The 6,252-nt window shown below is 40.1% G+C and carries 6 protein-coding genes; 3 read left to right on the top strand and 3 right to left on the bottom strand.

The window, feature by feature from the left end:
• Positions 1 to 175: 175 nt before the first annotated feature.
• Positions 176 to 529 carry a hypothetical protein gene (locus ACX0G7_RS27060; protein ID WP_458926675.1) on the bottom strand — a complete coding sequence of 118 codons (354 nt, stop codon included), beginning with the start codon at positions 527 to 529 and terminating at the stop codon, positions 176 to 178.
• Between the two features lie 557 nt (positions 530 to 1,086).
• Positions 1,087 to 1,236 carry a hypothetical protein gene (locus ACX0G7_RS27055; RefSeq protein ID WP_458926674.1) on the bottom strand — a complete coding sequence of 50 codons (150 nt, stop codon included), beginning with the start codon at positions 1,234 to 1,236 and terminating at the stop codon, positions 1,087 to 1,089.
• 175 nt (positions 1,237 to 1,411) lie between these two features.
• Here ACX0G7_RS27055 and ACX0G7_RS27050 point away from each other — a divergent pair, with 175 nt between their 5' ends.
• Positions 1,412 to 2,170 carry a CHAD domain-containing protein gene (locus ACX0G7_RS27050; RefSeq protein WP_458926673.1) on the top strand — a complete coding sequence of 253 codons (759 nt, stop codon included), beginning with the start codon at positions 1,412 to 1,414 and terminating at the stop codon, positions 2,168 to 2,170.
• On the opposite strand, the gene ACX0G7_RS27045 is transcribed toward ACX0G7_RS27050, so the two are convergent.
• Positions 2,149 to 3,147, bottom strand: a complete 999-nt coding sequence (locus ACX0G7_RS27045; protein WP_458926672.1) for a S41 family peptidase — start codon at positions 3,145 to 3,147, stop codon at positions 2,149 to 2,151. The genes ACX0G7_RS27050 and ACX0G7_RS27045 overlap by 22 nt on opposite strands.
• Positions 3,148 to 3,829: 682 nt before the next feature.
• Here ACX0G7_RS27045 and ACX0G7_RS27040 point away from each other — a divergent pair.
• Together ACX0G7_RS27040 and ACX0G7_RS27035 are read left to right on the top strand one after the other, a co-directional pair.
• The gene (locus tag ACX0G7_RS27040) at positions 3,830 to 4,462 is read left to right on the top strand and encodes an ankyrin repeat domain-containing protein (protein ID WP_458926671.1); all 633 of its coding nucleotides are present in this window, start codon (positions 3,830 to 3,832) and stop codon (positions 4,460 to 4,462) included.
• Between the two features lie 321 nt (positions 4,463 to 4,783).
• Positions 4,784 to 5,908 carry a tyrosine-type recombinase/integrase gene (locus tag ACX0G7_RS27035; protein ID WP_458926670.1) on the top strand — a complete coding sequence of 375 codons (1,125 nt, stop codon included), beginning with the start codon at positions 4,784 to 4,786 and terminating at the stop codon, positions 5,906 to 5,908.
• The last annotated feature ends 344 nt before the right edge of the window (positions 5,909 to 6,252 follow it).

Below are 6,252 nucleotides of genomic sequence, written 5' to 3'. Positions count from 1 at the left end.
GGAGAGTAGGTAGCTGCCATATTTATTTAAGCCTCACGACTAATCATCGTGAGGCTTTTTTTTTGCCCATAACCCAACGACAACTCATCCTTCGCCCCTTCTCCATCTCTTCACGAATTCATACCACACAATTAGTAACTCCTGAATCGCCTCGAAAATGCACCCAGACATTCGGTTATCTACTGCACACCAGGTATTTGTAAAATTCTCTATCTGACACATGTCCATCATTCCTGATAAAATCCTTTTCGCCAAAAAAAACTGAATAGTTTGTACCGGTCGGAAAAACAAATGGTTCGCCGGCAGCATCATATAGTAATGGAGCCCAGTCGCAGGCGGGACCTTTATATCCCATGAAAAAAATGTATTGCCCCCGCCACTTGTACAGATCAATATATGGATCACAGATACAATCGGGGTTAGCCGAGGTAAGTACCTTCAGTTTTTGAGGTAAGCCCGGCGTAGGCGTATGTTTTGTACAGGAGCCCACCAGCAAAACCAGGCAAATCAAAGAGATCAGTCGTGTCATGGGGAATATTATCTTTTCAACTGATTGTTATTCACAGCAATCGTTGCTTCGAACCCACCACTCACTACAACTTGCACGGAAACGGACGTTGATAATTATCAGTAACGACGCTGCCATTTATCATTGTAAAACACAGATTCCAAAACGATATTTAAGGACTCAATGGGCTAAGACTATACCCCTTTTGTAAGATCTGCCACCGCCGGCCGGATGAAAGCGTAACTACGTTTTATATGGAATCCTCTAAAAAAATATCATTTACAAGACTTCTTCTTGCCTCTGGTATTCTCTCATCTTTATGATATCTCGCCTTAAATATTTACGTCCCGGCTCAATACGATGGTTATAGTTTGTCATTCATTTCTGTAAGTGAGTTATCTGCAATAGGGTGCTCCAACCCGGAAGTTGTGGGTATCCCTGGTAATAGCCTATCCATTGCTCTTTGCGGCATTTGGATGGGGAATTCTTCAATCAGCCAAAACAAATCATTCACTTCGTATTGTTGGTTGGTTAATTATCGCATATTGTGTATTCAATATCTATTGGCCACCGATGCATCAGCGCGGGTCAGAACCGACCTTTACCGATAGCCTGCATATTGCCTGGTCAATAGCAAAGGTTCTTTCCATGATGATTATGATGGGATTGGGAGCCATGGCCCTGGGAAAAGCTTCCGTGCTTATACCATTGCGTCTATTTTTTTCCATATCCTGTTTGGAGGTTTAGCGTAATTGGAAGCGCCCAATATCCCGATAAACGGCCCCACACCCTGGATGGGAATCCGGGAACGCATTAACATTGGTATTTTCATGTTATGGGTTATTGTATTTGTCATTGTTCTTCTAAGTGGTGAAAATAGAAACTTTGTAGCCGAACAAAAATATGAGACCGTTTGAAAAATTTGTTTACCAGCAGTTCAGGTCACTAATCAGTCACCTGGAAAAATGGAATATTTCCAATGAACCCGAAACGCTTCATCGGATACGGGTAGATATTAAAAAGATAAAGGCAACCTTCCCGGTAATTGATGAAAACAAAAAGGACTTCAAATCAAACAAACGGTTCAGGCCTTTACGTCAAATATTCCGCAGCGCAGGAGCTATCCGCGACGCGGATGTTCTTATAGGTTTGCTGGAGCAGTATCAAATAGAGGCAAATTACGATGAGCTTATACCCGGTGACATAAAGGAATCAATTGCAGCTTTTAATTCAGCGCTGCCGGTATATATCGCGAACGTAAAACGTTTATGGAATAAATTGAAAAATGATTTAAAAAGAGTTGACAGGGGTGAACTGAAGAGATATGTACGCAGAAAGAAGAAAGAAATAGAGTTAAAGTTAAATCCGCAGCCTCAGATGTCTAGCCTGCATAAGACCCGCAAAGCAATTAAGGAAATAATTTATTTATCAGAAGCTGATGATATCCTTAAAGAGAAAGAGAAGAAATTTTATGATCAAATGCAGGACGTTTTAGGAGAGCTGCATGATAAAGAGGTACTTCTTGAACTGCTGAGGGTAAAAAATAACAAGACTATAGTCAGCCAATATAAGGCCATCGAATCAGCATGCGAGTCCGATAAGAAAGTAATTTTGGGTCTTGTGATGGGTAAGTATGGAGATCATTCCATTTTCCCGGGTTGACGCAACCATAGTTTGATTATTTCAACTGCTTCGTCGACTGCCTTATCACCGTTACTTTTCACAGTTACCTCCGGTGTAATTTTGTCCATATAGGATTTCCTGTTTCGATCGGCAATATAAGAGGTAGCCAAATTAAACATGGTACCGTCAGACAGGTAATAGGTAGTGTTTGCAGTAGTATATCCGGCTGACGGTTGCCCAAGAATTTTTACGTTTGGCAGCCCGATAAATGATACGGCAGTCATCTCGGCACTGCTGGCTGTCATTGAATCAATTAACAAGGCAATTTTGACGTCACGGGTCCGCACTTTATAATCATTGATTATCGCATTCGGGAACATGAGTTTTCCATTATAAGAGGGCCAGGGCTGTTCGCTTTTGGAAATAGGGTTGATAAAATATCCGACAGTGCCGTCTTCGATCAGGGCATTTAATCCGGCCAGCATCGGCCACATATTGCCACCGACATTGCTTCTCAGGTCAATAATCCAGGCTGTTATATTATTTCTGGTATCAATTTTCCTGATTTGTTCCCGGATCGTATTTGCGTATTTAATGTCTTTTGATTTCTGATCATTGAAACACAATGGAACGGTAATTAATGCTATTCCAGAGCCGATGTATTGAGCAGTGGGCGTGGGTGGTTTCTTTTCCCGTTTTGAAGAAGATTTTACAACTGCGGTCGATATAAAGAAAGAATGTTTATCACCGGCTTTACGGAGATTTTGAGTGAATACATTTAATACCAAACGAAGGTTGGTAGTGTCTGTTTTTGTAAACCTGAGCGAGCTGATTTCGTTGTAGATCTGTGTCCAGTTTAGAGAGTCTTTGTATAGCCCGTATTTGTGAATCAGTCCATCGATCTCCTCTATAAGCGACTGGATATTTGCGGTTGGACCAGGTTGATTTTTTCCCTCTATTTTTGTTCCGTCTTGTTTCTTTTCTTCCTGGGAGTGCACATGCTGAGTGGTTAACATGCTTCCAGATATGAACAGGCCAGTTAAGAACCACTTAGTTAGATAATGTAAGAGATGTTGCATTTGTGGTTTAGAAATAACGTAAAAATGACTTCTGATTATTGGTTAAGTCGTGATACAAAATAGGGTTACAGGCTTTCTACGATTAAAGCCGGGCTTAAAATTATACAACAAGAAGGGTTCCACCTATTCCATATTTTCTGTATGATATTGCCGGCTGATTTCCCATCTTCGCCCGCGGAATACTGGGAACCCGGTCTCTAAATTTATTTTTGAGTAGGAGCACTTATTTGCACGATTTAATTGCTGTTAAAACAGGCAATTATTAAATAGGAGTATGTTATGCTGGTATTGGCTGCCTTTGAAAACAACAGTGGTGTGCTTTACTTTCTTTTGGATTATTGATGTGTTGGAAAGGTGTGGAACTACAGGGTTCACGTCATCTGAGGTATCGGCCACTCCGCGAAATCTATTAAAAAAATTAAGTAGATTGAATTGTCATCCCATGATAACATCTGATTTGCTTTATTGATTCTTCAAGAAAATTCACAAAGAGATTAGAAACAAAACAATCAAAACTGCTGAAAATATATTTATGATAAAATGCGAAGCATATAGCCTTTTTGTAATGCTCATGTTATCATGCATTTTGACCATGAGTTGTAATCAAAATTCGAAAGCCATGAATAGTAATAAAAAAACAGAAGATTTGGATAAAACAAAAATAGATGCCGGCAAATATTTTACAGCAGTTAGAAATGGCGATGTTAATACAGTAAAAAATGGATTGAAAAACAATATTGATATTAATATTAAAGATGCCAATCATGAAACTGGTATCATTATCGCGACAGACAGAAATGACATTGCAATGGTGAAATTGTTTTTAGAACATGGTGCGAATGTAAATATCGCAAGCGATAAAATTGATAATACACCAATTATGATTGCAAGTGTGAAGGGGTATCAGGATATTGTTCAAATACTGATTGAAAAATCCAATCCGGATATGACGATTTTAAATGGTTATGGAGGAACTGCATTAATTCCTGCCTGTGAAAGAGGTCATGTAGAGGTTGTTAAATTATTGCTTGAAAAAACAAATGTAAATGTTAATCACATCAACAGGTTGGGATGGACGGCGTTGTTAGAAGCAATTGTTTTGTCAGATGGAGGCAAAGGTCAACAGGAAATAGTAAGATTGTTGCTTGCACATGGGGCAGACAAAAACATTGCAGACAAAAATGGTATCACACCCCTGGAACACGCCAGGAAAAAAGGATTTAAAGAATTGGTTGATATTCTATCTAACTAGTACAGTGTTTGATCGTTGCAGCACCGCCCTACAAAAATAAACGGGACGATCCCTCTTAAAATAGCCAGATTTGGGGGGGGTACCTATTCCATATTTTGTAAATGCGATCACTTTCGCCCACCCATTCCCGTTAAACCCGGTACTTGAAAAAAGCATTTTTGAGTAGAAACACTTATTCAATTAATTTAATTTCTGTTAACATTGACAATTATATAATTAAGAGTATTTTATACCCTGATTCGCTGCCTGTTGAAAAAAAACGATGGGACTGGCATGGCGAAGCTTTGCAAGTTCGCGTCGGCATTAGGGCAAATAGTGGTGATGATTAAACGCTTTTGCTCTTGTATTTTTCACGTGGATTATTCCCCCATTCATTTCATCTTGCCTTCCGGAACCAAAAAATTTTACCTCCCGCGGCATTATGGCAGTTACAGGATAATAGTCAGATCGGAAGACGCCAATGATGTTGGTAAACATGTTTCAAAACTCGCCGGGGCGAGGTGGGATCAGAGGTTGAATGCCTGGCATGTGGCTGATAATAAAACTTATCGCGCGTTATTTCACCTTAAGCATGAATATGTTACACCGGGCATGTTGAAAAGTGTCCATGAGGTGAATCGTCAGGCTTTGGAGGATTATTCTGAGTTTCTTGAGCTCAGGGCTTATAGTCATTATACGATCCGGACATATCTGAATGAGTTTGTCCAGTTGCTGAATGTTTTGAAATCTGTTCCTGTTGACAGCCTGGACACAAAGCGGTTAAAGTCATATTTTTTGTATTGTATCAATGATTTGAAGCTCTCAGAAAATACTATGCATAGCAGGATCAATGCTATCAAATGTTATTTCGAACAACTGCTTCATAAACCGGAGATCATGTTTGACATTCCCAGGCCTAAAAAGCCGCGGCTGTTGCCAAAGAAACTGGCTGTTGAGGATGTGAAGCGTCTTCTTGTTCTTACAACAAACCTGAAGCACAATACAATGCTGAAGGTTTGTTATGGGATGGGACTAAGGGTAAGTGAGATTGTAGCTTTGCAGATATCGGATGTGGATAGTAAGACCATGCGTGTATTTATCGCCCGCGCGAAGGGAAAAAGAGACCGGTATGTAAATCTACCGATAACACTACTGGATCAGCTTCGTGTGTATTTCACGACTTACCGGCCAAAAGTTTTTTTATTTGAGGGGCAATATGGCGGCCAGTATAGCATCCGAAGTGCTCAAAAGGTTTTTGAGCAGGCGCTGGAACGGGCAAAAATCAATGTTGATACGGGGATTCATGGGTTGCGGCATAGTTATGCAACCCATCTTTTAGAGCAGGGGACGGATATCCGTTATATCCAGGATCTTTTGGGTCATAATGATATCCGGACCACGCTTCGTTATACCCACGTAACCGATATTGCGATTCAGAACATCAAAAGTCCGCTCGACCGTTTGTAAAGTTTTTTCAAGATCAGATGGGGTAATATTATTCGCGGCTGATAAACCAATCACGCCAGTCAGCATTTACTGTCCTTCAAAATATCGCGTCACAATTTTGCACCATATTTAAATGTAGTGCGTATATCCACAGCAAGTGATTTAGCTTTTGATGATTGGCTGTGTTAGCCATCCTCTTTATTTTCAGGATCATAACTCAAGAATCCAAAACAAAAAAACATAGCTCCTGACTGTGCAAATACGTCATGCAATGACGTATAATTAATAGTTAGCGGTAAGCTACTTGCCGTAGACCGAATCGGGAAGCGAACAAATTTTTGTATCTTAGACTACAAGAGAAATTC

It is taken from the genome of Flavitalea antarctica, assembly GCF_054461535.1.
This window is presented reverse-complemented; position numbering and strand designations above follow the sequence as displayed.

Excerpts from the sequence above, each read along its gene's own strand:
- ACX0G7_RS27060 (WP_458926675.1), bottom strand. The coding sequence starts at position 529 with ATGACACGACTGATCTCTTTGATTTGCCTGGTTTTGCTGGTGGGCTCC.
- ACX0G7_RS27055 (WP_458926674.1), bottom strand. The coding sequence starts at position 1,236 with ATGGAAAAAAATAGACGCAATGGTATAAGCACGGAAGCTTTTCCCAGG.
- ACX0G7_RS27050 (WP_458926673.1), top strand. The coding sequence starts at position 1,412 with ATGAGACCGTTTGAAAAATTTGTTTACCAGCAGTTCAGGTCACTAATC.
- ACX0G7_RS27045 (WP_458926672.1), bottom strand. The coding sequence starts at position 3,147 with ATGTTAACCACTCAGCATGTGCACTCCCAGGAAGAAAAGAAACAAGAC.
- ACX0G7_RS27040 (WP_458926671.1), top strand. The coding sequence starts at position 3,830 with ATGAATAGTAATAAAAAAACAGAAGATTTGGATAAAACAAAAATAGAT.
- ACX0G7_RS27035 (WP_458926670.1), top strand. The coding sequence starts at position 4,784 with ATGATTAAACGCTTTTGCTCTTGTATTTTTCACGTGGATTATTCCCCC.